Below are 25580 nucleotides of genomic sequence, written 5' to 3'. Positions count from 1 at the left end.
CGATGATAGCGCAGCCGGCGCCTTGATCCCTTAAATGAGTCTTAAGAGTCGGCTTTTTGCAGTTTCAGCGCCAGCAAACGCCATTCCCCAGCCGTCGCATCAACCCGTGGCAATTCCTGCACGGAGCAATCGAAACGGTAGGTGATATCGTCGCCATTCATGTTGCGCGCAGTGACGCTGTTGCTGAAGCTGTAGACCTGATCCTTGTAGCGATGACTGACCAGCGCTTTGCTGTCAGCAAAACGCGCCGAAGCGGGATAACGCAGGGTGCTGGTGACAAACGGGCTGCACATGACATACGCGATCATCGACTTGTCGGCCTGTGCGTCGCCGCGCAACTTCTTGTTCAGCGCGGCGAGGGCCATGCGACCCTCGTAGTCGCTTTGATTCAGCACCGTCTGTACCGCCATTGATTTCGGTGCCCGGCTGACGTTATTCGGCAACAGTGCGGAGTCCGGGGGGGAAGGCTTGTCATCCGCTTCGATGGCAGCAAAAACCGGCGCATCTTTCAGTTCGGTGGCGGGCGTGACTGCCTCGGCTTCAGGCAGTACAGAGGTCGACTCGACGACTGGCGTGTTTTGCGCCTGCGCCTCGTGATCGAACGACGAAGGAAACAGCGAAAAGGTGATCGACAACATCACCAGCCCGACAATGAACCCACCCGCCGCGCCAACGATGTTGCCGTAGAAAATGTTCCAGCTGCCGCGGTTCTTCACCACCCAGCGCCACATGAAACCCCAGACAGCGACGAACGCCAGAAAACGCAGAAACTCCATTTGATCCTTTCCTTACCTTTCAACAATCCAAGCGCGGCGCGAGACGATCAGCGAGCACCGACGATGCGCGGCAAGATAGCAAAATAGACGCGCCGTCCGGCTACGGTTGCGGAAAATAATTCGCCGCCAGAAAAATCAACGTGACCATGCCGGCGGCAACGCCACAGGCGCCCGCGAGCAGTTGACGTGCAACCGGATGCGCCGGCTGTCGACGCTTGGCGATCCACAACCACACACCCGCCAGAACGCCCGCGCTGGTCATGAACACCACCAGGCTGTTATGCAGTCCCGGCGCTGCCATGGTGGTGCCGAACAGCCCGTCATAAAGCAGTGTGAAGACAATGCCCGCTACCACAGCGCTGCCCGCTCCGGCGAGGTTTGCCAACCATAGATTCCAGTGCCCACGCTGGCGCACCACCCAGAACCACATTGCCGCCATGACCACTAAACACAACACAGCATCCATCGGATTTCTTTCCTTGCCACGAGACAGAGGCGACAACTTGGTCGCCCGTTGAGAGTGGACGGAACGATAGCAAAATAGTAGCGTCGCGCCATGCCTTCTCTGTAATGGACTACCCATGTTTTCCACAACCCGTTTGCTGCAACTGCTCGGCGCTCTCACCCTTGCCGTCTCCATTACCCCAGCCTTCTGCTTCGCGAAAGAACACCCGCAAGCCAGCTGGGATTACTACCTCGCCAATTGCCAGCGGATGCAGGAAACAATCGCCGACGTCCAGAGCGGTCGCGTCTCCGCTGCCTATGCACTAACGTCCGGCCTGCAAGACAGCCTCGCCTCCATGAACGAGCGCCGCCTTAACCTGCTACCGCAACACCTCGACTCCAGCGAGTATGCCCACTGCGAAAACGTCGCGGCCCATGCCGAGGCAACCCTGGCCCAAGGCAAAGCCGAGTTCGCCGCGCAAATGCAACGGGGTGTGGAGGAGGGCCGTATTGCGCACCAGAACTCCCCCGCCTACCAACGCGCCCGTTCCCTCGGCTACAGCGACGTCGGCGACATCTCCTTCCTGAAACTGCACGAAGACACTGACGGCGAAGCCCGTCTGAAAACCATGCTCATCACCGTCGACGAAATCTGCGGCCAATACTTCCGCGCCACGCAATACGTGAAGCCGTATGTGATCTACACAGTGCGACCGTCGGATGGCGGCTGTGGCGAAGTGAAGCGTGTTGCGATAGTTGGCGGAGGGCAGCCAGAGAAGGGCGACTACATTGATCCCAATGGCGAATTTCAATACATGGGCTGGAAAAAACTGGTGGGCGCTGACGGCTTCCCAACGGATATTCGAGTGCTGAAAGCACGTCGCTGACAGGAGAGATACCGGCATGGTTGTAGCGCGGCACTCAAAGAATGTCGCGCAGATACCCTTTCAGCGCGAGCAGCGGCTGACCCAGCTGCTCCACCGACCGCGCCTGAGCCAACTCCGCCGACAACTTGCGCAACTCCCGCCCCAACGGCTTCTCGACCCCACCCAAGGCATCCAGCGCCAGGTTCAGGCATTCGTTCATCTTGAACTGAATGGCCTCGACATCGCCGCGTTTCACCAGTAACTCGAAAACGTCTTTCTGATAATCGCCCATGACCATGTCATCGCGCAGGATCGGGCTCAGGCCTTCTTCTTCGTAGGCGAGTTTGAGGGAGAAAAGGGCGACGGTTTCCAGTGAGGTTTCCATGGGGATGTCTGTCAGTGAAGTGAAGGGCTTGAGCCCGATGCGCGAAGTACCAGCGGAAGTCTATTTTGCGGGCGCGATTATACGGGCGGTCATCGCATGCGAGGCAACCAGCAATCGGCCATCTAAACTCTCAAGCTCGCGCAGCATTGACATCCACTTTGATACGACGCTTTGATTACAAAAACTGAACATCAGCGGAGTGACCATCATGGAATACGACATGAAACTGATCGACGACGCCGTCCTTGCTCTCCTGGCTGCCTATAGCTCCGACGACGGCAATGCGTGGAAGGGCTATGACTTCGAAATCATGAACCGCTTGCACGAACAGGGTTTGATCAGTAATCCGGTGAACAGGAACAAGTCGATATGGTTGACGAAGGAAGGGATGGAGCGGGGGCGGGAGATTGCTGGGCGGATGTTTGGGGCTAAGGAATAGGTTGGGCAAGCGTCCGATTCTGGACTTGAGCTGTTGCTCGGCAAAATGACGTCAGTTTTGGCCATGGCTCGCCATAGCGATATGCATACGATTGTCGTCGGTGCGGTTACACGCAGATCTGCAGACGAAACGGTAGCGAGTTACTGGATAAGGAATCGGAGGATTTTTGCATTGGGACATCATCTGAATGAACCACAACTGACTAGGGTCAGAGATGCCTTATCGGAGCCTTTCAATCATTTCCCCACTGATTACGACTACGTCGTTCGTCAGCTCAAGGGCGTTGATCCAGCGGTGCTCTACAAGATTTTTTATTCAGAAGTAGCACCAGTGTGTTTCACAAACATTGCTGCAGTTCTGCCCACTGTATGGACTGGGTTCGACCCTGATTGGCTCAGATCCGAGATAGAGGAGAGGCTCGCGGCGCGACGGCGCAATTGGTTTCGCAGGCAGTACGACAGATTATTGGTGCGTTGGTTGGAGTACAACTATGACTACATGTGGAAAGAGATAGCGTCCAGGCTATGAGGCCGGTCACGTGTTAAGTAGGTACGTTTGGTGTCGCGTGATTGGGGGGAACAGCACCTTAGGTGTCTGCGATGCAGCGATTCCGACTGTTTCAACTGCTCCCCAGTCAGTACGAGGCTTGAATGATCAGCATTGCACCAACCACTTTTCTCCAGAGGAAAAAAAGGCCCTGCTTTCGCAAGGCCGTTTTCTCTGTGTTGGAGCCCGAGGGAGACCGTAGTAGTCCAGCACACTCGTGGTCTCCAGAGAGGTTTGAAAAGCGTCGGCAAAGGGGGATGCTATGGCGATTAGTATGTCCGCGATCTTCACTCCGGATTTGGAGTATTGATTCGATTCCTTAGATAGAAGGATGAGCCTGCTATGATCAGTGCGCTCACGGAGATCAGCGTAGCTAAAAAATATTTATTCATCCCGACCTGTTGCCCATGTGTCATAAGCAACTTTAGTCCGGTCAGAGTCGCCAGATATAGGGTGGCGGAAATGCAGCCATATACGGCTTTGCCCAGATACTTGTCAGTAGCAATGGCTTGCGCTGCATTTATCAAAGTGCCCAGGAGAGAAGCGATAGAGCCAAGAATTATAATTGATAGGGGTATAGAGAATATTTGTTTTTCCATTGTTCTTCCGAAATCAACGGATGATACATATTTCACGTAAACACCATTCCGCTCGACCTGTTTTACTTCAGTAACCTCAGAAATCCCAGAAACCCTTGCTGTCACGTCTAGTATTTTCAGTGGGGCAATCGAAAATATCTGGAGTAAGAAACCTTCTCCGGGGTTTAAAAGTAGCTTGTCGACCCCTAGGCCTTCCTTAACCGTGCTAACGGTGACGCCAAGATTCGCCGGTGAACTGTCAAGCACCTTGTATGAGATTATTGAGGAAGCATCCAATACATGGATGATTATCGAGCTATCGAAATCAACACGTTGTATCGGAACCTTACCTGTGTTAGAGATTTCGAGTGTCAGAACTGACCCTTTGCTAACATCTTTCCCTTCGTAGGAAATAGCGATGCCTGGCCATTGTTCCGATATCTTCTCATCAGCTGAAATATCGCGTTTCAGAAGCGTTTGATAGCTAAGCTCTTTTTTGTCCGTAAAAAAAGCTCCCCACCATGGGCTGGCAGTAAACAGGATCAAAGGAAACAATACTGAGAGAAACAGCCAACTGTATTTTTTATGCATTTCCATATCACCACGAGACTTTGACTGTCTAGATTCCGTCTTCTTGCCGTCTTCTTGCCGTCTTCTGCGAAAAGCGGGTTACGCCGCCTTTACGCCAAGCAAAAAAAAGGCCTTGCTAAGCAAGACCTTTCTTAATGTTGGTGCCCCGAGGGAGACTCGAACTCCCACTCCTTTCGAAAACGGATTTTGAATCCGCCGCGTCTACCAATTCCGCCATCAGGGCTCAATGGCGGCGAAGTATAGAGAGGTGATTACCGTTGGTCAATCACGTTTCATGGTCAATTTTTGATATTTCCGCTAGACTTTCCGGCCCTGCTAGACGAACCCCATCATGCGCGTTGCTGACTTTACTTTCGAGCTTCCTGATTCGCTGATCGCCCGCCATCCGTTGGCCGAGCGTCGCGGTAGTCGCCTGCTGACCCTTGATGGGCCGAGCGGCGCCCTGGCACACCGTCAATTCACTGATTTGCTTGAGCATTTGCGCCCGGGCGATTTGATGGTGTTCAACAATACCCGGGTGATTCCGGCGCGGCTGTTCGGGCAGAAAACGTCCGGCGGCAAGCTGGAAATTCTCATCGAGCGCGTGCTCGATACGCACCGCGTGCTGGCCCATGTGCGCTCCAGCAAGTCGCCGAAGCCGGGTTCGAAGATCCTTATCGACGGCGGTGGCGAAGCCGAGATGCTCGCGCGTCATGATGCGTTGTTCGAGCTGGGTTTTGCCGAGGAAGTCTTGCCGCTGCTCGATCGCGTCGGGCACATGCCGTTGCCTCCTTATATAGACCGCCCGGATGAAGGCTCGGATCGCGAGCGTTATCAGACCGTGTATGCCCAGCGTTTGGGCGCGGTGGCGGCGCCGACGGCGGGGCTGCATTTCGATGAGCTGTTGATGCAGGCGATTGCTGCCAAGGGCGTCGAGACTGCGTTCGTGACGTTGCACGTCGGCGCGGGGACGTTCCAGCCGGTGCGCGTCGAGAAGATCGAAGATCACCACATGCACAGCGAGTGGCTGGAAGTCGGCCAGGATGTGGTCGATGCGGTCGCTGCGTGCCGTGCGCGGGGCGGTCGGGTGATTGCGGTTGGCACCACCAGCGTGCGTTCGCTGGAAAGTGCGGCGCGCGATGGTGTGCTCAAGCCGTTCAGTGGCGACACCGACATCTTTATCTATCCGGGCCGGCCGTTTCATGTGGTCGATGCCCTTGTGACCAATTTCCATTTGCCGGAATCCACGCTGTTGATGCTGGTTTCGGCGTTTGCCGGTTATCCCGAAACCATGGCCGCCTACAAGGCCGCCGTGGAAAACGGCTACCGCTTTTTCAGTTACGGGGATGCGATGTTCATCACCCGCAATCCCGCTCCAACTGCCCCTGAACAGACAGGCCCAGAGGAAACAGAATGAGTCGCGAATGTCGAATGTCCTTTGAGCTGCTGGCCACCGATGGCAAGGCTCGTCGTGGTCGCCTGACCTTCCCCCGTGGCACCGTCGAGACCCCGGCGTTCATGCCGGTCGGCACCTACGGCACGGTCAAGGGCATGCTGCCGCGCGACATCGTCGCCACTGGCGCGGAAATCATTTTGGGCAACACCTTTCACCTGTGGTTGCGTCCCGGCACTCAAGTGATCAAGGAGCACGGCGACCTACACGATTTCATGCAGTGGAAAGGCCCGATCCTCACCGACTCCGGCGGCTTCCAGGTGTTCAGCCTCGGCGCGATGCGCAAGATCAAGGAGGAGGGCGTGACCTTCGCTTCTCCGGTCGACGGCGCCAAAGTGTTCATGGGCCCGGAAGAGTCGATGCAGGTGCAGCGCGATCTCGGTTCCGACATTGTGATGATCTTCGACGAATGCACGCCGTATCCGGCTGACGAAGACGTCGCGCGGGTATCGATGGAATTGTCGCTGCGCTGGGCGCAGCGTTCGAAGAATGCCCACGGCGACAACACCGCGGCGCTGTTCGGTATCGTCCAGGGCGGCATGCATGAAAACCTGCGCATGCGCTCGCTCGAAGGCCTCGACAAGATCGGCTTCGACGGCCTCGCCATCGGCGGTCTGTCGGTGGGCGAACCGAAGCACGAAATGATCAAGGTGCTGGATTATCTGCCGGGCCAGATGCCCGCTGACAAACCTCGTTACCTTATGGGCGTTGGCAAACCGGAAGATCTGGTTGAGGGTGTGCGCCGCGGGGTGGACATGTTCGATTGCGTGATGCCAACCCGTAATGCCCGCAATGGGCATCTGTTCATCGATACCGGTGTGCTGAAGATCCGTAACGCGTTCCATCGCCATGATGAATCGCCGCTGGATCCGACCTGCGATTGCTACACCTGCCAGAACTTCTCGCGCGCTTATCTGCATCACCTGGACAAGTGCGGCGAAATGCTCGGCAGCATGCTCAATACCATCCATAACTTGCGCCATTATCAGGTGCTGATGGCTGGTTTGCGCGAGGCTATTCAACAGGGTACATTGGCCGCCTTTGTCGATGCCTTCTACGCCAAACGCGGACTTCCCGTTCCGCCTTTGGACTGAGTTTTCTGACCCCAAGATTCAACATTTGCAACTGGAGTGCTAAATGAGCTTTTTTATCTCTAACGCCATGGCTGACGCAGCTGCACCGGCTGCTGCAAGCCCAATGGGCGGCGGCTTCGAGTGGATTTTCCTGGTCGGCTTCCTGGTCATCTTCTACCTGATGATCTGGCGTCCACAGGCCAAGCGCGCCAAAGAGCAGAAGAACCTGCTGAGCAGCCTGCAGAAGGGCGACGAAGTCGTGACCACTGGCGGCATCGCCGGCAAGATCACCAAGGTTGCCGATGATTTCGTGGTTCTGGAAGTTTCCGACACCGTGGAAATGAAGTTCCAGAAAGGCGCCATCGCCGCCACGCTGCCAAAAGGCACGCTGAAAGCGATCTAAGAGCAACAACTTCTACTCAATCGACGGGGCGCGCAAGGCGCCCCGCGTTCATAACGGGCGGCGTGATGCTGAACAAATACCCTCTGTGGAAATACATTCTGATCCTGGCGGTGCTGGCGATCGGTCTGATTTATTCCGCTCCCAATCTTTACCCCGATGACCCGGCGATTCAGATCAGCGGCGCCAGCACGGCTCTGCAGGTCAATGACGCCGATCTGGCTCGCGTCAGCACAGCGCTGAAAGAGTCCGGCATCAACGTCAAGGCGGCAACGCTGACGGCGGGCGGCAAGGGCGGTCTGATCCGTCTGAGCAAGGCTGAAGACCAGCTGCCGGCCAAGGACGTAGTACGCAAGGCATTGGGTGATGACTACGTCGTCGCGCTGAACCTGGCACAGACCACTCCGCAATGGCTGCGCAACCTCGGTGCGCACCCGATGAAGCTGGGTCTGGACTTGTCCGGTGGTGTGCACTTCCTGCTCGAAGTGGACATGGACAAAGCCCTCGATGCGCGCCTGAAAGTCTACGAAGGCGACGTCAAGAGCCTGCTGCGCAAAGAGAAGCTGCGCTATCGCAGCCTGCCGCAACTGGGCGGTGCCATTCAGTTGGGCTTCAGCGATGAAGATTCCCGCGAACAGGCCCGTGCGCTGATCCGCAAGAACTTCAACGATTTCGACATTGTTCCGGCCGACCTCAACGGTCAACCGGTGCTGCGTCTGGCGATGACCCCGGCCAAGCTGGCGGAAATCCGTGAATACTCCATCAAGCAGAACCTGACCACGGTACGTAACCGCGTCAACGAGCTGGGTGTTGCCGAACCGATCGTGCAGCGTCAGGGCGCCAACCGCATCGTGGTTGAGCTGCCGGGCGTGCAGGACACTGCCGAAGCCAAGCGTATCCTCGGCAAGACGGCCAACCTTGAGTTCCGTCTGGCCGCCGAGCCGGGCGCTTCGAAAGCCACTTCCGAGTCGTTCGAATTCCGCGAAGGCAACCGTCCGCCAGCGCAGATCGAGCGTGGTCTGATCATCACTGGTGACCAGGTCACCGACGCCAAGGCCGGTTTCGGCGAGCACGGCACGCCTGAAGTGAACATCCGTCTGGATGGCCACGGTGGCGAGCTGATGAGCCGCGCGACCCGCTCCAACGTCGGCCGCAGCATGGCGGTGATCTTCATCGAACAGCGTCCGGTCACCACTTACACCAAGCAAGTGGTTGATGGCGTCGAGAAAGACGTTGCGGTGCAGACGTTCAAGGAAGAGAAGAAGATCATCAGCCTGGCGACCATTCAGTCGCCGCTGGGTGCGCAATTCCGCATCACTGGCCTGAACGGTCAGGGCGAGTCGTCCGAGCTGGCGCTGCTGCTGCGTGCCGGTGGTCTGGCTGCACCGATGTACTTCGCTGAAGAGCGCACAATCGGTCCGAGCCTGGGTGCTGACAACATCACCAAAGGTATCGATGCTTCCCTGTGGGGCATGCTGTTCGTGTCGCTGTTCATCATCGCCATCTACCGCTTCTTCGGCGTCATCGCCACCGTCGCGCTGGCGGTGAACATGGTGCTGCTGCTGGCATTGATGTCGTTGCTGGGCGCCACGCTGACCCTGCCGGGTATCGCCGGTATCGTCCTGACCATGGGTATGGCGGTCGACGCCAACGTACTGATCTTCTCGCGGATTCGTGAAGAGATCGCCGCCGGCATGACTGTGCAGCGGGCAATCAACGAAGGCTTCGGCCGGGCATTTACTGCGATTCTCGACGCCAACCTGACCACCTTGCTGGTCGGCGGTATTCTCTTCGCCATGGGCACCGGCCCGGTGAAGGGTTTCGCAGTGACCATGTCCCTCGGGATCTTTACCTCGATGTTCACGGCCATCATGGTGACCCGCGCAATGGTCAACCTGATCTTTGGCGGACGTGACTTCAAGAAGTTGTGGATTTAAGGGGCTGCCATGTTACGTACAATCAACTTCATGGGCGTTCGCAACTTCGCGTTCGGCGTCACCGTGTTGCTTACCGTCATTGCCTTGTTCAGTGTCGCCACCAAGGGCATGAACTGGGGTCTGGACTTCACCGGCGGTACGCTCATCGAGCTGACCTACGAGCGTCCGGCCGATGTCACCAAGGTGCGCGAGCAACTGGCGACTTCCGGTTATCACGAAGCTGTGGTGCAGAACTTCGGCGCCACTACTGACTTGCTGGTGCGCATGCCGGGTGAAGACCCGCAGCTGGGCCATCAGGTCGCAGACGCATTGCAGAAGGTCGGCGGCGACAACCCGGCGACGGTCAAGCGCGTCGAGTTCGTCGGCCCGCAGGTCGGTGAAGAACTGCGCGACCAGGGCGGCCTCGGCATGCTGCTGGCGCTCGGCGGCATCCTGATCTACCTGGCGTTCCGCTTTCAGTGGAAGTTTGCGGTCGGCGCCATTGTGTCGCTGATCCACGACGTGATCGTGACCGTGGGTATCCTCTCGTACTTCCAGATCACCTTCGATCTGACGGTGCTGGCGGCGGTGCTGGCGATCATCGGTTATTCGCTGAACGACACCATCGTGGTTTTCGACCGGGTACGTGAGAACTTCCGTGTGCTGCGCAAGGCGACGCTGATCGAGAACATCAACATCTCGACCACCCAGACCCTGCTGCGCACCATGGCGACGTCGATCTCCACGCTGCTGGCCATCGCGGCACTGTTGTTCTTCGGCGGCGACAACCTGTTCGGCTTCTCCATCGCGCTGTTCATCGGTGTACTGGCGGGCACCTACTCGTCGATCTACATCGCCAACGTGGTGCTGATCTGGCTGAACCTGACCACCGAGGATCTGATTCCTCCGGCCAACACCGAGAAGGAAGTCGACGACCGTCCATAACGGCCAGCGATTTCCCGGCTGTCAGCCAACAAAAGGCGCGAGTTGAACTCGCGCCTTTTTTTGTGCTCCAAGGCTGGGAGAAGCGCGGGCGCGTCCCGCATGTGATGGTCAGGAGGTTCATGTGAACAAGTCGTTGCTGGTTGGTGCGGTATTGGGTGCTGTCGGTGTCACAGCCGGGGGTGCTGTTGCCACCTACAGCCTGGTTAAAAGCGGCCCTGAGTATGCGCAAGTATTAGCCGTTGAGCCGGTCAAGACACAGATCAAGACTCCACGTGAAGTATGCAAGGATGTAACCGTGACCCGGCAGGCGCCGGTCAAGGATCAACACCAGATTCTCGGCACGGCGATCGGTGCCGTAGCCGGTGGTTTGTTGGGTAATCAGGTGGGCGGCGGTACCGGCAAGAAGATTGCCACCGTGGCCGGTGCAGTTGGCGGCGGTTATGCCGGTAACAAGGTGCAGGAAGGTATGCAGAACCGCGACACCTACACCACCACGCAAACCCGTTGCAACACGGTCAATGACATCAGCGACAAGGTCGTCGGCTACGACGTGCGTTACTCGCTCGATGGCAAGGAAGGCAAGGTACGGATGGATCGTGATCCGGGTAACCAGATTCCGGTCGACAAGGAAGGCAAGCTGATCCTGTCGCAGAATGAGCCGGGACAGTAAGGCTCCACAGTTGTGAAAAGAAGCACCCTGCGGGGTGCTTTTTTTGTGCTCGCGATTCAGGGCAGCGCGCGATTCTCACCTGTGGGAGCGAGCCTGCTCGCGAATACGGTCTAACAGTGGATATTTTCTTTGCTGACACGCCCCATTCGCGAGCAGGCTCGCTCCCACAGGGAATTGTGCTGTTTGGAATTGCAGACATAAAAAAAGCACCCCGGAGGGTGCTTTTTGGTTTCGCGGAAAGCTTAGCGCTTCAGCGAGGCCGGCAGGTGCGGCTGGATCGCCGTCAGCACTGCCTTGAAGCATTTGGTGTTGCCGGCAACGATGTGGCCTTTCTCAAGGAAGTCGTGACCACCGGTGAAGTCGCTCACCAGACCGCCGGCTTCTTGAATCAGCAGGGCGCCTGCAGCCATGTCCCACTCGGACAGGCCCGATTCCCAGAACGCATCGAAACGACCGGCAGCTACGTAAGCCAGGTCCAGGCTCGCCGAACCGGCGCGGCGGATGCCGGCAGTCTGGCCAACCAGGGCGCGGAACATGCCCAGGTAGTTGTCGAGGTTGTCCATCTGATCGTCACGGAACGGGAAGCCAGTGCCGAGCAGGGCGCCGTCGAGGCTGGTGCGACCACTGACGCGCAGACGACGACCGTTCAGTTGAGCGCCGCGACCACGGCTGGCGGTGAATTCTTCCTGGCGAACCGGGTCCAGAACCACTGCGTGCTCCAGGCGGCCACGATATTTGCAGGCAATGCTCACTGCAAAGTGCGGAATGCCACGGAGAAAGTTGGTGGTGCCGTCCAGCGGATCGATGATCCACAGGTACTCTTCGCCTTCGATGCCGGTGCCAGCGTGCAGGCCGGTTTCTTCACCCTGAATCGAGTGATTCGGGTAAGCCTTGCGCAGGGCATCGATGATTTTCTGTTCAGCGGCGCGATCGACCTCGGATACGTAATCCTTGGCGTCTTTTTCGTCGACCTTGATGGTATCCAGGCGCTCGATGGAGCGGAAGATCAGTTCACTGGCGCTGCGGGCGGCGCGCAGCGCGATATTCAGCATGGGCTGCATGGATGTGTCACCTAAGGTTGTTAAAGAAAGCCGCGCATTCTATCAGAACTTTTCTTCAGGTGAAGGACGCTGTTCGCTTTCATAGCTTAACGGTAGGCTGTTCTGTAAGATTTGCCCCCCCCTTTCCTGTGTCCGAGAGCGCCTCCCTTGCTGCAGAACATTCGTGTCGTCCTGGTCAACACCAGCCACCCCGGCAACATCGGCGGGGCCGCGCGCGCCATGAAAAACATGGGTCTGTCGCGACTGGTGCTGGTCGATCCGCGGGTCTTCCCGCACCACGAGGCCGATGCCCGCGCCTCTGGTGCCGGTGACATCCTTGAAAACGCGCAAGTCGTCGCCACCTTGGAAGATGCTCTGGTCGGCTGCAATCTGGTGCTCGGCACCAGCGCCCGCGACCGGCGTATTCCCTGGCCGCTGCTGGATCCGCGCGAATGCGGCAACAAGGTGGTCGAGGAAGCCGGGCAGGGCGCCGAGATTGCTTTGGTGTTCGGTCGTGAAGATTCCGGCCTGACCAATGAAGAGCTGCAGCGATGTCATTTTCACGTGCACATCCCTTCCGACCCGACGTTCAGTTCGCTGAATCTCGGGGCGGCGGTGCAGGTGTTGAGTTATGAAGTGCGCATGGCCTGGCTGGCCGCACAGGGTCAGCCAAGCAAGGTCGAGAAAGAAGAAGTGGCCTCGGTGAAAAGCGCCGAGCTGGCGACCATGGATGAGCTGGAGCGATTCTATGAGCACCTGGAGCAGACGCTGGTCGCCATCGAATTCCTCGATCCGGAAAAGCCACGGCACTTGATGGCGCGCCTGCGCCGGTTGTACGGACGCAGCTCGGTCAGCCGGGCGGAAATGAATATTTTGCGTGGCATCCTCACGGAAACCCAGAAAGCGGCCCGTGGCGAGCTTCTAAAGCGGAAGGATTGAATGATGTTTGAGCGTTTGCGTGAAGATATCCAGAGCGTATTCCATCGAGACCCGGCGGCGCGTAACGCTTTTGAAGTCCTGACCTGCTACCCCGGCATGCATGCAATCTGGATTCATCGTCTGGCCGGCATGCTCTGGCGCAACGAGCTGAAATGGCTGGCGCGGCTGGTGTCGAACTTTGGTCGCTGGCTGACCGGGATCGAGATTCATCCGGGCGCCAAGGTCGGTCGGCGTTTCTTCATCGACCACGGCATGGGCATCGTCATTGGTGAAACCGCCGAGATCGGCGACGACGTGACTATCTATCAGGGTGTGACCCTCGGCGGCACCAGTTGGAACAAAGGCAAGCGTCACCCTACGCTGGGTGATGGCGTGGTGGTCGGCGCTGGCGCCAAGGTGCTTGGCCCGTTCACGGTGGGTGCCGGTGCCAAAGTCGGTTCCAATGCTGTGGTCACCAAAGAAGTGCCACCGGGCGCCACGGTGGTGGGGATTCCGGGGCGGATCATCGTCAAGACCGATGAAGAGCAGGACGCCAAGCGCAAAGCCATGGCGGAAAAGATCGGTTTCGACGCCTACGGTGTCAGCGAAGACATGCCTGACCCGGTGGCTCGCGCCATCGGCCAGTTGCTCGATCATCTGCAAGCAGTGGACGGGCGCCTGGAAGGCATGTGCGGCGCACTGAAGGATCTGGGCAGCAATTACTGTGCGAAAGATCTGCCTGAACTGCGCGAAGAAGACTTCGCTTGCGTCAAGGGCAAGGACGAATCGAAAGCCGGCTGAACCGCGGCGCTGCTTTTCGCGAGCAGGCTCGCTCCCACAAGAGCAATGCATTCCAATGTGGGAGCGAGCCTGCTCGCGAAGAACGATCACGCGGTTCCGCTGGCTGTCCGCAGCCCGTCTTTGCTATAGTGCGCGCGCTCTTTTGCGGGTAAACCCGACTAAAGCACTAGGTCTTATAGTTGACTTAAATGCTCGGGAATTGCATACTCCCGCCCATTCCGAACTCCGTGGTAACTGTCCATGCGACTGACTACAAAAGGCCGATACGCCGTGACCGCCATGCTTGACCTGGCGTTGCACGCGCAGCACGGGCCGGTGTCTCTGGCCGATATCTCCGAGCGCCAAGGCATCTCCCTGTCCTACCTCGAGCAGCTGTTTGCCAAGCTGCGCCGCAGCAACCTGGTTTCCAGCGTTCGCGGTCCGGGTGGTGGCTACCAGTTGTCCCGCGACATGCAGGGCATCCAGGTCGCCCAGGTGATCGATGCGGTGAACGAATCGGTCGATGCCACCAAGTGCCAGGGCCAGGGCGATTGCCATTCCGGCGATACCTGCCTGACCCATCATCTGTGGTGCGATTTGAGCCTGCAGATTCACGAATTTCTGAGCGGTATCAGCTTGGCCGACCTTGTGACTCGCCGTGAGGTACAAGAAGTGGCCCAGCGTCAGGACCAGCGCCGTTGCAGCAGCAAGGCGCCACGCCTGGACAAGATTGAAGCGTCCGCCGTCGAATGACAGCCGAAGAGCTACCCGCGGCACGCCAGCCCTGATTTAGGAGATAGTCCATGAAATTGCCGATTTACCTTGATTACTCTGCAACCACCCCGGTTGATCCGCGCGTTGCGCAGAAAATGAGTGAATGCCTGCTGGTCGACGGAAACTTCGGTAACCCGGCGTCCCGTTCCCACGTGTTCGGCTGGAAGGCTGAAGAGTCCGTCGAAAACGCTCGTCGTCAGGTGGCCGATCTGGTCAATGCCGACCCGCGCGAAATCGTCTGGACCTCCGGTGCCACCGAATCCGACAACCTGGCGATCAAGGGCGCGGCACATTTCTACGCCTCCAAGGGCAAGCACCTGATCACCAGCAAGATCGAGCACAAGGCAGTCCTCGACACCATGCGCCAGCTGGAGCGTGAAGGCTTCGAAGTGACCTACCTCGAGCCGACCGAAGACGGTCTGATCACCCCGGCAATGATTGACGCCGCACTGCGCGAAGACACCATTCTGGTGTCGGTGATGCACGTCAACAACGAAATCGGCACCATCAACGACATCGCTGCCATCGGCGAGATGCTGCGCGCCAAAGGCGTGCTGTTCCATGTCGACGCGGCTCAGTCCACCGGCAAGGTCGAAATCGATCTGCAGAAGCTGAAAGTCGACATGATGTCGTTCTCCGCCCACAAGACTTATGGCCCTAAAGGCATCGGCGCGCTGTACGTCAGCCGCAAGCCGCGTGTGCGCATCGAAGCGACCATGCACGGCGGCGGTCACGAGCGCGGCATGCGTTCCGGCACCCTGGCGACCCACCAGATCGTCGGCATGGGCGAAGCGTTCCGCGTAGCCAAGGAAGACATGGCCGCTGAAAACGTGCGCATCAAAGCCTTGAGCGATCGCTTCTACAAGCAGGTCGAGCACCTGGAAGAGCTGTACGTCAACGGCAGCCTGACCGCCCGCGTTCCGCACAACCTGAACCTGAGCTTCAACTACGTTGAAGGCGAGTCGCTGATCATGGCGCTCAAGGATCTGGCGGTATCGTCCGGTTCGGCCTGCACCTCGGCGTCGCTGGAGCCTTCGTACGTACTGCGCGCCCTGGGCCGCAACGACGAACTGGCACACAGCTCGATCCGCTTTACCTTCGGCCGTTTCACCACCGAAGAAGAAATCGACTACGCCGCGCAGAAAGTCTGCGAGGCCGTTACCAAGCTGCGCGCTCTGTCGCCGCTGTGGGACATGTACAAAGACGGCGTCGATATCTCGAAAATCGAGTGGGCGGCACACTAACTATAGAAGCCGCCGGATACAGATCCTGTAGCGACGCGGCGTTAACGCAGCGCAGTTGCAGGGTCTCAAGAGCGGCCCTGATGAGTGAGGATTGAGAATCATGGCTTACAGCGAAAAGGTCATCGACCACTACGAAAACCCGCGCAACGTCGGCAAGATGAACGCGGAAGATCCTGATGTCGGCACCGGCATGGTCGGCGCTCCGGCGTGCGGCGACGTGATGCGTCTGCAGATCAAGGTCAACGATCAGGGCGTTATCGAAGACGCCAAGTTCAAGACCTACGGTTGCGGTTCGGCAATCGCCTCCAGCTCCCTCGCCACCGAGTGGATGAAGGGCAAGACCCTGGACGAAGCCGAAACCATCAAGAACACTCAGCTGGCCGAAGAACTGGCTTTGCCGCCAGTGAAAATCCACTGCTCCGTGCTCGCTGAAGACGCTATCAAAGCGGCTGTTCGCGACTACAAGCAGAAGAAAGGCTTGATCTGAATTTCAAGATTCGGCGACGAGTAAGGAGTCAACGATGGCTATCAGCATGACAGAAGCGGCTGCTCGACACGTGCGGCGCTCCCTCGATGGGCGCGGCAAAGGTGAAGGGATTCGTCTGGGTGTTCGCACCACAGGCTGTTCCGGCCTTGCCTACGTGCTGGAGTTTGTCGACGAGGTGGTGGCGGAAGATCAGGTGTTCGAGAGTCACGGCGAAAAAGTGATCATCGACCCGAAAAGCCTGGCCTACCTGGACGGCACCGAGCTCGACTTCGTCAAGGAAGGGTTGAACGAAGGCTTCAAGTTCAACAACCCCAACGTGCGCGGTGAATGTGGCTGCGGCGAAAGCTTCAACATCTGAGGCTGGTCGTGGGTATTCCTTGTCATTTCGCTTTATTCGAGCTGCAACCGAGCTTCCGCCTGGATCTCGAGCAGTTGGCCACGCGCTACCGTGAGTTGGCGCGCGGCGTCCATCCTGACCGTTTTGCCGATGCATCCGAACGCGAGCAGCGCTCGGCGCTCGAGCAATCGGCGCGGCTCAACGACGCCTACCAGACGCTCAAGAGCCCGGCCCAGCGCGCACGCTACCTGCTGAAAATCAGCGGGCATGAAGTGCCGATGGAAGTCACCGTCCACGATCCCGAGTTTCTTCTGCAGCAGATGCAATGGCGCGAAGAGCTCGAAGATCTGCAGGACAGCGCCGACCTCGACGGTGTCGCGGTATTCAAGCGTCGTTTGAAGACGGCTCAGGAACAGCTCAACGAAAGCTTCGCAGCCTGTTGGGATGATGCAGTGCAACGTGAACAGGCCGAACGCCTGATGCGGCGCATGCAGTTCCTCGACAAGCTCACCTACGAAGTGCGCCAGCTGGAAGAGCGCCTCGACGATTAACCCAGTGCTGCCCTGATTGCACGCTGACAGACAGACAAGACCTGATCACCATGGCTCTACTGCAGATCGCCGAACCCGGCCAAAGTCCTCAACCGCACCAGCGCCGTCTGGCTGTGGGCATCGACTTGGGTACTACCAATTCGCTGGTCGCTGCGCTGCGCAGTGGTCTTTCCGAACCGCTGGCCGACGCCAACGGGCAGGTCATCCTGCCGTCCGCTGTGCGTTATTACGCCGACCGCGTTGAAGTCGGTGAGTCCGCCAAGCTGGCGGCAGCCTCCGATCCTCTGAACACCGTGCTCTCGGTCAAGCGCTTGATGGGCCGTGGTCTGTCCGACGTCAAGCAATTGGGCGAGCAACTGCCGTACCGCTTTGTCGGCGGCGAATCGCACATGCCGTTTATCGATACCGTGCAAGGCCCGAAAAGCCCGGTTGAAGTCTCCGCGGATATCCTCAAGGTCCTGCGTCAGCGCGCTGAAGCGACCTTGGGTGGCGAACTGGTTGGCGCGGTAATCACCGTTCCTGCCTACTTCGACGATGCGCAGCGTCAGGCCACCAAAGATGCGGCCAAACTCGCCGGTCTGAACGTGTTGCGTCTGCTCAATGAGCCGACCGCTGCTGCTGTGGCGTATGGTCTGGATCAACATGCTGAAGGCCTGGTTGCAATTTATGACCTTGGCGGCGGTACCTTCGATATTTCGATTCTGCGTCTGACTGGCGGCGTCTTTGAAGTTCTGGCCACTGGCGGCGACAGCGCGCTGGGCGGCGATGACTTCGATCATGCGATTGCCGGCTGGATCATCGAGAGCGCTGGCCTGTCCGCCGATCTCGATCCGGGCGCACAGCGCAATCTGCTGCAAACTGCCTGTGCGGCCAAAGAAGCTTTGACCGACGCCGCCAGCGTTGAGGTGGCTTACGGCGACTGGAAAGCCCAGTTGACCCGTGAAGTCTTCGATGCGCTGATCGAACCGATGGTCGCGCGCAGCCTGAAAGCCTGCCGCCGCGCCGTTCGCGATTCCGGTATTGAACTGGAAGACGTCCACGCTGTGGTCATGGTCGGCGGTTCGACCCGCGTGCCACGCGTTCGTGAAGCCGTTGCCGAAGCCTTCGGTCGTCAGCCATTGACGGAAATCGACCCGGATCAAGTGGTGGCCATTGGGGCCGCGATCCAGGCCGACACCCTGGCTGGCAACAAGCGCGATGGCGGCGAACTGCTGCTGCTCGACGTGATTCCGCTGTCCCTGGGGCTGGAAACCATGGGCGGGCTGATGGAGAAGGTGATTCCGCGCAACACCACCATCCCCGTCGCGCGCGCTCAGGATTTCACCACGTATAAAGACGGCCAGTCGGCCATGGCGATCCACGTCTTGCAGGGCGAGCGCGAGCTGATCAGCGATTGCCGCTCTCTGGCACGGTTCGAATTGCGCGGCATTCCGGCGATGGTGGCCGGTGCGGCGAAAATTCGCGTGACCTTCCAGGTCGACGCCGACGGTCTGCTCAGCGTGTCTGCCCGTGAGTTGGGCTCGGGCGTTGAGGCGAGCATTCAGGTCAAACCTTCCTATGGTCTGACCGATGGCGAAATCGCCAAGATGCTCAAGGATTCGTTCCAGCACGCCAATGACGACAAGGTCGCCCGCGTTCTGCGTGAGCAGCAAGTCGATGCCCAGCGCCTGCTCGAAGCGGTGCAGGGCGCGCTGGAGGCCGATGGCGAGCGATTGCTCGACGCCGAAGAGCGCATGGTCATCGAACTGCAAATGCAGGAACTGGCCGAACTGATGAAAGGTACCGATGGCTACGCCATCGAGCAGCAGACCAAGCGTCTGTCGCAAGTGACCGATGCTTTTGCTGCCCGCCGCATGGATCTGACGGTGAAAGCCGCTCTGTCGGGGCGCAACCTGAATGAAATCGAGGATATCTGATGCCGCAGGTCATTTTTCTGCCCCACGAGAAGTTCTGCCCTGAAGGCATGGTGGTCGAGGCTGCGCCCGGCACATCGATTCTCGAACTGGCCCACGAACACCATATCGAGATGGAAAGCGCGTGCGGCGGCGTCTGCGCCTGCACCACGTGCCACTGCATCATCCGCGAGGGTTTCGACTCGCTGGAAGAGGCCGATGAGCTGGAAGAGGACTTCCTCGATCGCGCCTGGGGCTTGGAAGCGCAATCGCGTCTGGCTTGCCAGGCCATCGTCGGTGAGGAAGACCTCACCGTCGAGATTCCGAAATATTCGCTTAACCATGCGGCCGAAGCGCCGCACTGACTGGTAAGACTGTCATGAGCTACGGTTGGAATGATGTTCAACGCATTGCAGAAGAGCTGGCCGAGGCCCACCCGGGTACCGATCCGTATTCTGTTGGTTTCGTCAAACTGCAGCAGATGATCAAGTCACTCCCCGATTTTGACGACACCTCTGGTCGCGTTGGCGAGAAGGTGTTGGAAGCGGTCCAGACCCTTTGGGCCGCAGAATTGGACTGATCGTCTCGCAGGTTAGGCAATACCCAAGAACCCGCGTATAATTCGCGGGTTTAATTTTTCGCAAATTACCGTTTCTGGAGTTACACCATGGCTGTTCAACGTACTTTCTCCATCATCAAGCCTGACGCCGTTGCTAAAAACGTGATCGGCAAGATCACCACTCGCTTCGAAGACGCTGGCCTGCGCGTTGTAGCTTCGAAACTGAAGCAACTGTCCAAAGCCGAAGCCGAAGGCTTCTACGCTGAGCACAGCGAGCGCGGTTTCTTCGGTGACCTGGTTGCTTTCATGACTTCCGGTCCGGTTGTCGTTCAGGTTCTGGAAGGTGAAAACGCTATCGCTCGCAACCGTGAGCTGATGGGCGCTACCAACCCTAAAGAAGCTGCTGCCGGCACCATCCGTGCTGACTTCGCTGAATCGATCGACGCCAACGCCGTTCACGGTTCGGACTCCGAAGCTGCTGCCGCTCGCGAAATCGCTTACTTCTTCGCAGCTACTGAAGTAACCACTCGCTAAGCATTGCTTGCAGAGTGAAGGTGAATCCATGACTACATCGACTGTTAAAACAAACCTGCTGGGTCTGACCCAGCCGGAAATGGAAAAATTCTTCGACTCAATCGGGGAGAAGCGTTTCCGTGCCGGTCAGGTAATGAAATGGATTCACCACTTTGGCGTCGATGATTTCGACGCCATGACGAACGTCAGCAAAGCCTTGCGCGACAAGCTCAAGGCCATTGCTGAAGTGCGTGGTCCGGAAGTGGTCAGCGAGGACATCTCCAGCGACGGCACCCGTAAATGGGTGGTGCGCGTGGCGTCCGGCAGCTGCGTCGAGACCGTGTACATTCCCCAGGGCAAGCGCGGCACTCTGTGCGTTTCGTCCCAGGCAGGCTGTGCCCTGGATTGCAGTTTCTGCTCCACCGGCAAGCAAGGCTTCAACAGCAACCTCACCGCCGCCGAAGTCATCGGTCAGGTGTGGATTGCCAACAAATCTTTCGGCAGCGTCCCGGCCACCGTCGACCGCGCCATCACCAACGTGGTGATGATGGGCATGGGCGAGCCGTTGCTGAACTTCGACAACGTCGTCGCCGCCATGCATCTGATGATGGATGACCTCGGCTACGGGATCTCCAAGCGCCGCGTGACCCTGTCCACCTCGGGTGTGGTGCCGATGATCGATGAGCTGGCCAAGCACATCGACGTATCCCTGGCGTTGTCCCTGCATGCACCGAATGACGCATTGCGTAACCAATTGGTGCCGATCAACAAGAAATATCCGCTTAAGATGCTGCTCGAGTCGTGCCAGCGCTACATGTCCGCCCTTGGCGAGAAACGTGTGCTGACCATCGAGTACACCTTGCTCAAGGACGTCAACGACAAGCTTGAGCACGCAGTGGAAATGATCGAGCTGCTTAAAGACATCCCGTGCAAGATCAACCTGATCCCATTCAACCCGTTCCCGCACTCCGGGTACGAGCGGCCGAGCAACAATGCCATCCGCCGCTTCCAGGATCAGTTGCATCAGGCCGGTTTCAACGTCACCGTGCGCACCACCCGTGGTGAAGACATCGACGCCGCATGTGGTCAATTGGTAGGGCAGGTGCTGGATCGCACCCGTCGCAGCGAACGTTACATCGCCGTGCGCGAGTTGAGCGCCGACAGCGATCTGGCACAGAACGCCGCGAACACTAACTAAGAGAGGATCTCTATGTCCCTGCGCTTTGCGCTGCTGTTGCTGTTGGCCAGCCTGTGCGCTGGCTGTGTCCTGTCGGGTGACTACAACCCGATGAAGACCAGCAAGGGCCGCGATGAAGCGCGGGCTGCCTACGTTCAGCTGGGGCTGGGCTACCTGCAGCAGGGCATGACCGAGCGCGCCAAGGTGCCATTGAAGAAAGCGCTGGAACTGGACGGTTCCGACCCCGACGCCAATGCGGCCCTCGGTCTGGTGTTTCAGGCCGAGATGGAGCCGGCACTGGCCGACGAGCACTTTCGCAAGGCCTTGTCCTCACGTCCTGCCGATGCCCGCATCCTCAACAACTACGGCAGTTTTCTCTACGAAGAACAGCGCTACGAGGAAGCCTACGAGCGTTTTGAACAAGCGGCCGCCGATACCCTGTATCCTGAGCGCTCGCGGGTCTTCGAAAACCTCGGCATGACCGCCGCTAAGCTTGGCCAGCGTGATCTGGCCCAGCAACAGCTGGAAAAGGCGCTGCGCCTGAATCGCCAACAACCGCGCGCATTGCTGGAAATGGCTGAGTTGTCCTTCGAAGACAGGCATTATGTGCCCGCGCGTGACTATTACGACCGTTTCAGCCAGCTCACCGAACAAAATGCACGTAGTCTATTGCTCGGCGTTCGGCTGGCAAAAGTGTTTGAAGATCGCGACAAGGCAGCCAGTTACGGTCTGCAATTAAAACGACTCTATCCCGGTACGCCGGAATATCAGCAATACCTGTCGGAGCAATGATGAAAGCGGCGCATCCCGAAGTTGTAGCAGCGAATCGCGTAAATCCCGGTGAGACCCTGCGCCAGGCCCGCGAAAGCAATGGCTGGTCGCTGGCCGAAGTGGCCCTCAAGCTCAACCTCACCGTGACGTCCCTGAGCAATCTTGAAGCCGGCGCTTTCGACAAGCTGCCGGGGCATACCTTCGCTCGCGGTTACATTCGCGCCTATGCCAAATTGCTCGGCATGGACCAGACCGTTCTGGTTCAGCAGTTCGACCAGTCCACCGGCACCGACTCCCAGGGCAGCAACGTTCACGCCCTCGGTCGTATCGAAGAGCCGGTGCGGGTTTCCCACACCATTTTGCGTATCGTCAGCCTGTTGCTGCTGATCGCGGTCATCGGCGGCGGTTTCGTCTGGTGGCAGGATCAGACCTCGCAGCGCACCCGCGATCTGACCAGCCTGGCGCCGGAACACGTCGAAGTCGAAGGCGCGGACGGCACCACGCAGATCCACCCGATCGACGAGCCGGAAGACCAGGCTGTCGCCGAAAATCAGGCTGACAATTCGACATCGCTGGCCTTGCCGCAGTCGGAAACCAGTGCTGAATCGACCGGCGCCGAATCTGCTGCGCCAGCGACCGAGCCAGCTGCCCCGGCAGTTGCGCCAAGCGCACCGGCACAGACGCCTGCGCCAGTGGTGGCGGCTCCGGCCACTCCAGCGCCGAGTGTCCCAGCGACACCTGCCCCGACCGCGCCGGTTGCTCAAGCGCCAAGCGCTGAAGCAGCTGCGCCGGTTGCCGGCGAAGGCCAGGTGCAGTTGCAGTTCACCGGCGATTGCTGGGCACAGGTGACCGATGGCCGTGGCAAAGTGATTTTCAGCGGCCTGAAGCATAAAGGCGACAGCGTGAGTGTTTCCGGCAAGCCGCCGCTCGCCGTACGTCTGGGCGTTGCCCGCGCGGCACAGGTCAGCTACAACGGCCAACCGGTCGATATCGCTCCGTTCACCAGTGGCGAGACTGCTCGCCTGAAGTTGGGTCAATAAGTCATGCACGGCGAATCTCCAATCAAACGTCGCGAATCGCGCAAGATCTGGGTCGGCAACGTACCGGTGGGCGGCGACGCGCCGATCGCTGTGCAGAGCATGACCAACAGCGACACCAATGACGTCGCCGCGACCGTGGCGCAGATCAATCGTCTGGAAGCCGCCGGCGTCGACATCGTTCGCGTCTCGGTGCCGGACATGGACGCCGCCGAGGCGTTCGGCAAGATCAAGCAACTGGTCAAAGTGCCGTTGGTGGCTGACATCCACTTCGACTACAAAATCGCCTTGCGCGTGGCCGAACTGGGTGTGGACTGTCTGCGCATCAATCCGGGCAACATCGGTCGCGAAGACCGCGTGCGTGCCGTGGTCGATGCGGCGCGTGATCGCGGCATTCCGATCCGCATCGGCGTCAACGCCGGTTCCCTGGAAAAAGACCTGCAAAAGAAATACGGCGAGCCGACCCCAGCCGCATTGGTCGAATCCGCGCTGCGCCACGTTGAACACCTCGAACGCCTGAATTTCCAGGACTTCAAGGTCAGCGTGAAAGCCTCCGACGTGTTCATGGCCGTCGAAGCCTACCGTTTGCTGGCGAAAGAAATCGTCCAGCCGCTGCACCTCGGCATCACTGAAGCCGGCGGTTTGCGATCGGGCACGGTGAAATCCGCCGTGGGCCTAGGTATGCTGCTCGCCGAAGGGATTGGCGATACTATCCGCATCTCGCTGGCGGCCGACCCGGTCGAGGAAGTGAAGGTCGGTTACGACATTCTCAAGTCTTTGCATCTGCGTTCCCGTGGCATCAACTTCATCGCCTGCCCGAGCTGCTCGCGGCAGAACTTCGATGTGGTGAAAACCATGAACGAGCTGGAAGGGCGCCTTGAAGACCTGCTGGTGCCGCTGGATGTCGCGGTCATCGGTTGCGTGGTCAACGGCCCCGGCGAAGCCAAGGAAGCCCATATCGGCTTGACCGGCGGCACGCCAAACCTGATTTACATCGACGGCAAGCCGTCGCAGAAGCTGACGAATGACAATCTGGTGGACGAGCTGGAAAAGCTGATCCGCCAGAAAGCGGCCGAAAAGGTCGAAGCTGACGCTGCCGTTATCGCGCGCGGCTGATCGAACGAATTAAGGAAATTTTGTGAGCAAGTCTCTGCAAGCCATTCGTGGCATGAACGACATCCTGCCCGAACAGACCCCGCTGTGGCGTTATTTCGAAGGCACTGTGGCGCGTCTGCTGGATAACTACGGTTACAAGCAGATCCGCATGCCGATCGTCGAGTTCACCGAGCTGTTCAAGCGCTCGATCGGCGAAGTCACCGATATCGTCGAAAAAGAGATGTACACCTTCGAAGACCGCAACGGTGATTCCCTGACCCTGCGTCCGGAAGGCACTGCGGCCTGCGTGCGCGCCGTGCTTGAGCACGGCATCACCGGCGGTGGTCAGGTGCAGAAACTCTGGTACATCGGCCCGATGTTCCGCCACGAGCGTCCGCAGAAAGGCCGTTATCGTCAGTTTCACCAGATCGGTCTGGAGGTGTTCAACCTCGACGGTCCGGACATCGACGCCGAGCTGATCATCATGACCTGGCGCCTGTGGGGCGAGCTGGGCATTCGTGATGCGGTCAAGCTCGAACTCAACAGCCTCGGCACCAGCGAATCCCGTGGTCGCTATCGTGAAGCCCTGGTCGAGTACCTCTCGGCGCACCACGACAAGCTCGACGAAGACAGCCAGCGTCGCCTGAAAACCAACCCGCTGCGCGTGCTCGACACGAAAAATGCCGACACCCAGGCCGTGCTGGTCGATGCGCCGAAAATGGCCGATTACCTCGACGACGAGTCCCGCGCTCACTTTGAAGGCCTGAAGGCGCGTCTGGATGCCGTCGGCATTCCTTACGTGCTCAACCCGAAACTGGTGCGTGGCCTCGATTACTACAGCAAAACCGTTTTCGAATGGGTCACCGACAAGCTCGGCGCCCAGGGCACCGTGTGCGCGGGCGGCCGTTACGACGGCCTGGTCGAGCAGATGGGCGGCAAGCCAACCCCAGGCGTCGGTTTCGCCATGGGCATCGAGCGTCTGGTGTTGATGCTCGAAACCCTTGAGCAGATTCCGGAAGAAATTTCCCGTCAGGTCGACGTCTACCTCTGCGCCTTCGGTGAAGAGGCCGAGCGGGCCGGTCTGGCCCTGGCCGAACGGGTTCGCGATCAACTTCCAAACCTGCGCCTGCAAGTCAATGCCGGCGCCGGCAGCTTCAAAAGCCAGTTCAAGAAGGCCGACAAGAGCGGTGCGCTGTACGCATTGATCCTCGGTGACGACGAAATGGCCCAGCAAGTGGTAGGTTTCAAACCCCTGCGTGGCCAGGGCGAACAACAAAGCATTGCCTGGGATGCGCTTGCCGCTCACCTGGCCACCTGCGTCGTGCAGGGTTGAAGCTGTCTTAA

At 58.8% G+C, this 25580-nt stretch carries 30 protein-coding genes and 1 tRNA gene; 25 read left to right on the top strand and 6 right to left on the bottom strand.

Annotation, left to right across the window (positions count from 1 at the left end):
- Nucleotides 1-41: 41 nt before the first annotated feature.
- Together J2Y39_RS13935 and J2Y39_RS13930 are read right to left on the bottom strand one after the other, a co-directional pair.
- On the bottom strand, nucleotides 42-776 hold the full coding sequence (locus J2Y39_RS13935) for a hypothetical protein (protein ID WP_305381500.1): 735 nt from the start codon (nucleotides 774-776) through the stop codon (nucleotides 42-44).
- Between the two features lie 100 nt (nucleotides 777-876).
- On the bottom strand, nucleotides 877-1242 hold the full coding sequence (locus J2Y39_RS13930) for a hypothetical protein (protein ID WP_095181699.1): 366 nt from the start codon (nucleotides 1240-1242) through the stop codon (nucleotides 877-879).
- A 115-nt stretch (nucleotides 1243-1357) separates the two neighbouring features.
- On the opposite strand from J2Y39_RS13930, the gene J2Y39_RS13925 reads away from it, so the two are divergent.
- The gene (locus J2Y39_RS13925; RefSeq protein ID WP_056790170.1) at nucleotides 1358-2107 is read left to right on the top strand and encodes a hypothetical protein; all 750 of its coding nucleotides are present in this window, start codon (nucleotides 1358-1360) and stop codon (nucleotides 2105-2107) included.
- A 34-nt stretch (nucleotides 2108-2141) separates the two neighbouring features.
- Here the strand turns inward: J2Y39_RS13925 and J2Y39_RS13920 are convergent, their stop codons facing one another.
- Nucleotides 2142-2471 carry a hypothetical protein gene (locus tag J2Y39_RS13920; RefSeq protein WP_016773313.1) on the bottom strand — a complete coding sequence of 110 codons (330 nt, stop codon included), beginning with the start codon at nucleotides 2469-2471 and terminating at the stop codon, nucleotides 2142-2144.
- Nucleotides 2472-2691: 220 nt separating this feature from the next.
- Between J2Y39_RS13920 and J2Y39_RS13915 the strand changes: the two genes are divergently transcribed.
- Both J2Y39_RS13915 and J2Y39_RS13910 read left to right on the top strand, forming a co-directional pair.
- Complete coding sequence (locus tag J2Y39_RS13915; RefSeq protein WP_224787299.1) at nucleotides 2692-2910, top strand: DUF6429 family protein; 219 nt, start codon at nucleotides 2692-2694, stop codon at nucleotides 2908-2910.
- 171 nt (nucleotides 2911-3081) lie between these two features.
- Nucleotides 3082-3438: a hypothetical protein gene (locus tag J2Y39_RS13910; protein ID WP_095181806.1), complete on the top strand. Its 357-nt coding sequence runs from the start codon at nucleotides 3082-3084 to the stop codon at nucleotides 3436-3438.
- Between the two features lie 305 nt (nucleotides 3439-3743).
- Here the strand turns inward: J2Y39_RS13910 and J2Y39_RS13905 are convergent, their stop codons facing one another.
- Nucleotides 3744-4625 carry a hypothetical protein gene (locus tag J2Y39_RS13905; protein WP_310218249.1) on the bottom strand — a complete coding sequence of 294 codons (882 nt, stop codon included), beginning with the start codon at nucleotides 4623-4625 and terminating at the stop codon, nucleotides 3744-3746.
- Nucleotides 4626-4763: 138 nt separating this feature from the next.
- A tRNA-Leu gene (locus J2Y39_RS13900) sits at nucleotides 4764-4848 on the bottom strand.
- 108 nt (nucleotides 4849-4956) lie between these two features.
- Here J2Y39_RS13900 and queA point away from each other — a divergent pair.
- The 6 genes from queA (at nucleotide 4957) to J2Y39_RS13870 (ending at nucleotide 11061) form a co-directional block, all read left to right on the top strand.
- Nucleotides 4957-6021: a tRNA preQ1(34) S-adenosylmethionine ribosyltransferase-isomerase QueA gene (gene queA, locus J2Y39_RS13895; protein ID WP_310218246.1), complete on the top strand. Its 1065-nt coding sequence runs from the start codon at nucleotides 4957-4959 to the stop codon at nucleotides 6019-6021.
- 14 nt (nucleotides 6022-6035) lie between these two features.
- Entirely contained in the window at nucleotides 6036-7151 is a 1116-nt protein-coding gene (gene tgt / locus J2Y39_RS13890) for a tRNA guanosine(34) transglycosylase Tgt (RefSeq protein WP_160768392.1), read from the top strand.
- A gap of 43 nt (nucleotides 7152-7194) precedes the next feature.
- Entirely contained in the window at nucleotides 7195-7533 is a 339-nt protein-coding gene (gene yajC, locus J2Y39_RS13885) for a preprotein translocase subunit YajC (RefSeq protein ID WP_016773317.1), read from the top strand.
- 65 nt (nucleotides 7534-7598) lie between these two features.
- The gene (secD, locus tag J2Y39_RS13880) at nucleotides 7599-9467 is read left to right on the top strand and encodes a protein translocase subunit SecD (RefSeq protein WP_016773318.1); all 1869 of its coding nucleotides are present in this window, start codon (nucleotides 7599-7601) and stop codon (nucleotides 9465-9467) included.
- A gap of 9 nt (nucleotides 9468-9476) precedes the next feature.
- Complete coding sequence (gene secF / locus J2Y39_RS13875) at nucleotides 9477-10391, top strand: protein translocase subunit SecF (protein ID WP_252868239.1); 915 nt, start codon at nucleotides 9477-9479, stop codon at nucleotides 10389-10391.
- A 121-nt stretch (nucleotides 10392-10512) separates the two neighbouring features.
- Nucleotides 10513-11061, top strand: a complete 549-nt coding sequence (locus tag J2Y39_RS13870) for a glycine zipper 2TM domain-containing protein (RefSeq protein WP_039761427.1) — start codon at nucleotides 10513-10515, stop codon at nucleotides 11059-11061.
- A gap of 242 nt (nucleotides 11062-11303) precedes the next feature.
- Here J2Y39_RS13870 and suhB read toward each other — a convergent pair whose 3' ends face one another.
- Nucleotides 11304-12122, bottom strand: coding sequence for an inositol-phosphate phosphatase (gene suhB / locus J2Y39_RS13865; protein ID WP_016773320.1), 819 nt, complete (start codon nucleotides 12120-12122; stop codon nucleotides 11304-11306).
- Between the two features lie 147 nt (nucleotides 12123-12269).
- Here suhB and trmJ point away from each other — a divergent pair, with 147 nt between their 5' ends.
- From trmJ to hisS, 16 genes are all read left to right on the top strand, one after another.
- Entirely contained in the window at nucleotides 12270-13040 is a 771-nt protein-coding gene (trmJ, locus tag J2Y39_RS13860) for a tRNA (cytosine(32)/uridine(32)-2'-O)-methyltransferase TrmJ (RefSeq protein WP_041479930.1), read from the top strand.
- A 3-nt stretch (nucleotides 13041-13043) separates the two neighbouring features.
- Entirely contained in the window at nucleotides 13044-13820 is a 777-nt protein-coding gene (gene cysE, locus J2Y39_RS13855) for a serine O-acetyltransferase (RefSeq protein WP_024014221.1), read from the top strand.
- A gap of 240 nt (nucleotides 13821-14060) precedes the next feature.
- Nucleotides 14061-14552, top strand: a complete 492-nt coding sequence (gene iscR / locus J2Y39_RS13850) for a Fe-S cluster assembly transcriptional regulator IscR (protein WP_016773323.1) — start codon at nucleotides 14061-14063, stop codon at nucleotides 14550-14552.
- Between the two features lie 50 nt (nucleotides 14553-14602).
- Nucleotides 14603-15817: an IscS subfamily cysteine desulfurase gene (locus tag J2Y39_RS13845; RefSeq protein WP_016773324.1), complete on the top strand. Its 1215-nt coding sequence runs from the start codon at nucleotides 14603-14605 to the stop codon at nucleotides 15815-15817.
- A gap of 100 nt (nucleotides 15818-15917) precedes the next feature.
- Nucleotides 15918-16304 carry a Fe-S cluster assembly scaffold IscU gene (iscU, locus tag J2Y39_RS13840; RefSeq protein WP_003227907.1) on the top strand — a complete coding sequence of 129 codons (387 nt, stop codon included), beginning with the start codon at nucleotides 15918-15920 and terminating at the stop codon, nucleotides 16302-16304.
- Nucleotides 16305-16338: 34 nt separating this feature from the next.
- Nucleotides 16339-16662: an iron-sulfur cluster assembly protein IscA gene (iscA, locus tag J2Y39_RS13835; protein WP_003227904.1), complete on the top strand. Its 324-nt coding sequence runs from the start codon at nucleotides 16339-16341 to the stop codon at nucleotides 16660-16662.
- 8 nt (nucleotides 16663-16670) lie between these two features.
- Nucleotides 16671-17192 (top strand): co-chaperone HscB, encoded by a 522-nt coding sequence (gene hscB / locus J2Y39_RS13830; RefSeq protein ID WP_310218239.1) that lies wholly within the window; start codon nucleotides 16671-16673, stop codon nucleotides 17190-17192.
- 50 nt (nucleotides 17193-17242) lie between these two features.
- Entirely contained in the window at nucleotides 17243-19108 is a 1866-nt protein-coding gene (gene hscA / locus J2Y39_RS13825; RefSeq protein ID WP_310218236.1) for a Fe-S protein assembly chaperone HscA, read from the top strand.
- Nucleotides 19108-19449, top strand: a complete 342-nt coding sequence (fdx, locus tag J2Y39_RS13820; RefSeq protein WP_016773327.1) for an ISC system 2Fe-2S type ferredoxin — start codon at nucleotides 19108-19110, stop codon at nucleotides 19447-19449. Before hscA ends, fdx begins: the two co-directional genes overlap by 1 nt.
- Nucleotides 19450-19463: 14 nt before the next feature.
- A complete protein-coding gene (iscX, locus tag J2Y39_RS13815; protein WP_122507802.1) occupies nucleotides 19464-19664 on the top strand; it encodes a Fe-S cluster assembly protein IscX in 201 nt (66 codons plus the stop codon).
- Nucleotides 19665-19751: 87 nt separating this feature from the next.
- A complete protein-coding gene (gene ndk / locus J2Y39_RS13810; protein ID WP_024014216.1) occupies nucleotides 19752-20177 on the top strand; it encodes a nucleoside-diphosphate kinase in 426 nt (141 codons plus the stop codon).
- A 28-nt stretch (nucleotides 20178-20205) separates the two neighbouring features.
- On the top strand, nucleotides 20206-21354 hold the full coding sequence (rlmN, locus tag J2Y39_RS13805; protein ID WP_024014215.1) for a 23S rRNA (adenine(2503)-C(2))-methyltransferase RlmN: 1149 nt from the start codon (nucleotides 20206-20208) through the stop codon (nucleotides 21352-21354).
- Between the two features lie 12 nt (nucleotides 21355-21366).
- A complete protein-coding gene (gene pilW, locus J2Y39_RS13800) occupies nucleotides 21367-22125 on the top strand; it encodes a type IV pilus biogenesis/stability protein PilW (RefSeq protein ID WP_236168944.1) in 759 nt (252 codons plus the stop codon).
- Nucleotides 22125-23144 carry a helix-turn-helix domain-containing protein gene (locus J2Y39_RS13795; protein ID WP_310218231.1) on the top strand — a complete coding sequence of 340 codons (1020 nt, stop codon included), beginning with the start codon at nucleotides 22125-22127 and terminating at the stop codon, nucleotides 23142-23144. Before pilW ends, J2Y39_RS13795 begins: the two co-directional genes overlap by 1 nt.
- Before the next feature lie 3 nt (nucleotides 23145-23147).
- Nucleotides 23148-24257, top strand: coding sequence for a flavodoxin-dependent (E)-4-hydroxy-3-methylbut-2-enyl-diphosphate synthase (ispG, locus tag J2Y39_RS13790; RefSeq protein ID WP_016773332.1), 1110 nt, complete (start codon nucleotides 23148-23150; stop codon nucleotides 24255-24257).
- A gap of 22 nt (nucleotides 24258-24279) precedes the next feature.
- Nucleotides 24280-25569 (top strand): histidine--tRNA ligase, encoded by a 1290-nt coding sequence (gene hisS, locus J2Y39_RS13785; protein WP_310218227.1) that lies wholly within the window; start codon nucleotides 24280-24282, stop codon nucleotides 25567-25569.
- The last annotated feature ends 11 nt before the right edge of the window (nucleotides 25570-25580 follow it).

Source organism: Pseudomonas sp. 2957 (assembly GCF_031456345.1).
GTDB lineage: Bacteria > Pseudomonadota > Gammaproteobacteria > Pseudomonadales > Pseudomonadaceae > Aquipseudomonas > Aquipseudomonas siliginis.
The sequence above is the reverse complement of the archived record's forward strand: the minus strand, read 5'-3'. Positions and strand labels throughout refer to the sequence as shown.

What these genes read in the sequence shown, in the direction of transcription:
- J2Y39_RS13935 (WP_305381500.1), bottom strand. Translation starts at nt 776, where the DNA reads ATGGAGTTTCTGCGTTTTCTGGCGTTCGTCGCTGTCTGGGGTTTCATG.
- J2Y39_RS13930 (WP_095181699.1), bottom strand. Translation starts at nt 1,242, where the DNA reads ATGGATGCTGTGTTGTGTTTAGTGGTCATGGCGGCAATGTGGTTCTGG.
- J2Y39_RS13925 (WP_056790170.1), top strand. Translation starts at nt 1,358, where the DNA reads ATGTTTTCCACAACCCGTTTGCTGCAACTGCTCGGCGCTCTCACCCTT.
- J2Y39_RS13920 (WP_016773313.1), bottom strand. Translation starts at nt 2,471, where the DNA reads ATGGAAACCTCACTGGAAACCGTCGCCCTTTTCTCCCTCAAACTCGCC.
- J2Y39_RS13915 (WP_224787299.1), top strand. Translation starts at nt 2,692, where the DNA reads ATGAAACTGATCGACGACGCCGTCCTTGCTCTCCTGGCTGCCTATAGC.
- J2Y39_RS13905 (WP_310218249.1), bottom strand. Translation starts at nt 4,625, where the DNA reads ATGCATAAAAAATACAGTTGGCTGTTTCTCTCAGTATTGTTTCCTTTG.
- queA (WP_310218246.1), top strand. Translation starts at nt 4,957, where the DNA reads ATGCGCGTTGCTGACTTTACTTTCGAGCTTCCTGATTCGCTGATCGCC.
- tgt (WP_160768392.1), top strand. Translation starts at nt 6,036, where the DNA reads ATGTCCTTTGAGCTGCTGGCCACCGATGGCAAGGCTCGTCGTGGTCGC.
- yajC (WP_016773317.1), top strand. Translation starts at nt 7,195, where the DNA reads ATGAGCTTTTTTATCTCTAACGCCATGGCTGACGCAGCTGCACCGGCT.
- secD (WP_016773318.1), top strand. Translation starts at nt 7,599, where the DNA reads ATGCTGAACAAATACCCTCTGTGGAAATACATTCTGATCCTGGCGGTG.
- secF (WP_252868239.1), top strand. Translation starts at nt 9,477, where the DNA reads ATGTTACGTACAATCAACTTCATGGGCGTTCGCAACTTCGCGTTCGGC.
- suhB (WP_016773320.1), bottom strand. Translation starts at nt 12,122, where the DNA reads ATGCAGCCCATGCTGAATATCGCGCTGCGCGCCGCCCGCAGCGCCAGT.
- cysE (WP_024014221.1), top strand. Translation starts at nt 13,044, where the DNA reads ATGTTTGAGCGTTTGCGTGAAGATATCCAGAGCGTATTCCATCGAGAC.
- iscR (WP_016773323.1), top strand. Translation starts at nt 14,061, where the DNA reads ATGCGACTGACTACAAAAGGCCGATACGCCGTGACCGCCATGCTTGAC.
- J2Y39_RS13845 (WP_016773324.1), top strand. Translation starts at nt 14,603, where the DNA reads ATGAAATTGCCGATTTACCTTGATTACTCTGCAACCACCCCGGTTGAT.
- iscU (WP_003227907.1), top strand. Translation starts at nt 15,918, where the DNA reads ATGGCTTACAGCGAAAAGGTCATCGACCACTACGAAAACCCGCGCAAC.
- iscA (WP_003227904.1), top strand. Translation starts at nt 16,339, where the DNA reads ATGGCTATCAGCATGACAGAAGCGGCTGCTCGACACGTGCGGCGCTCC.
- hscA (WP_310218236.1), top strand. Translation starts at nt 17,243, where the DNA reads ATGGCTCTACTGCAGATCGCCGAACCCGGCCAAAGTCCTCAACCGCAC.
- fdx (WP_016773327.1), top strand. Translation starts at nt 19,108, where the DNA reads ATGCCGCAGGTCATTTTTCTGCCCCACGAGAAGTTCTGCCCTGAAGGC.
- iscX (WP_122507802.1), top strand. Translation starts at nt 19,464, where the DNA reads ATGAGCTACGGTTGGAATGATGTTCAACGCATTGCAGAAGAGCTGGCC.
- ndk (WP_024014216.1), top strand. Translation starts at nt 19,752, where the DNA reads ATGGCTGTTCAACGTACTTTCTCCATCATCAAGCCTGACGCCGTTGCT.
- rlmN (WP_024014215.1), top strand. Translation starts at nt 20,206, where the DNA reads ATGACTACATCGACTGTTAAAACAAACCTGCTGGGTCTGACCCAGCCG.
- pilW (WP_236168944.1), top strand. Translation starts at nt 21,367, where the DNA reads ATGTCCCTGCGCTTTGCGCTGCTGTTGCTGTTGGCCAGCCTGTGCGCT.
- J2Y39_RS13795 (WP_310218231.1), top strand. Translation starts at nt 22,125, where the DNA reads ATGAAAGCGGCGCATCCCGAAGTTGTAGCAGCGAATCGCGTAAATCCC.
- ispG (WP_016773332.1), top strand. Translation starts at nt 23,148, where the DNA reads ATGCACGGCGAATCTCCAATCAAACGTCGCGAATCGCGCAAGATCTGG.